A 267-nucleotide genomic window follows, 5' to 3' on the forward strand; every position below is an offset into this window, starting at 1 on the left:
GCGGCGAAGGCGAAGCGCAGGTAGGGCTCGCCGTTGCCGGCGGTCCACTGGTAGCAGCCGATGAGGGCGGTCAGGCGCACGTCCCAGCCGGTCTCCTCGCGGGTTTCGCGCACGGCCGCTTCCAGCAGCGTCTCGCCCGGCTCCAGGTGGCCGGCAGGCTGGTTGACCACCTCGCGGCCGTCGATGCGTTCGACCACCTGCAGCAGGCGGCCTTCGCGCGCCACCACGGTGGCGACGGTGACGTGCGGCGCGGGCGGGCGCGGCGCG

At 75.3% G+C, this 267-nt stretch carries 1 protein-coding gene; it reads right to left on the minus strand.

All coding sequences use genetic code 11. The features are described 5' to 3' along the window. Positions 1 to 267, minus strand: a 267-nt coding sequence (locus R0J87_RS20985) for an NUDIX domain-containing protein (protein WP_498888683.1), incomplete at both ends; no start/stop codon positions are given.

The organism is Halomonas sp. SIMBA_159 (assembly GCF_046536035.1).
GTDB classification, from domain to species: Bacteria; Pseudomonadota; Gammaproteobacteria; order Pseudomonadales; family Halomonadaceae; genus Vreelandella; species Vreelandella venusta_A.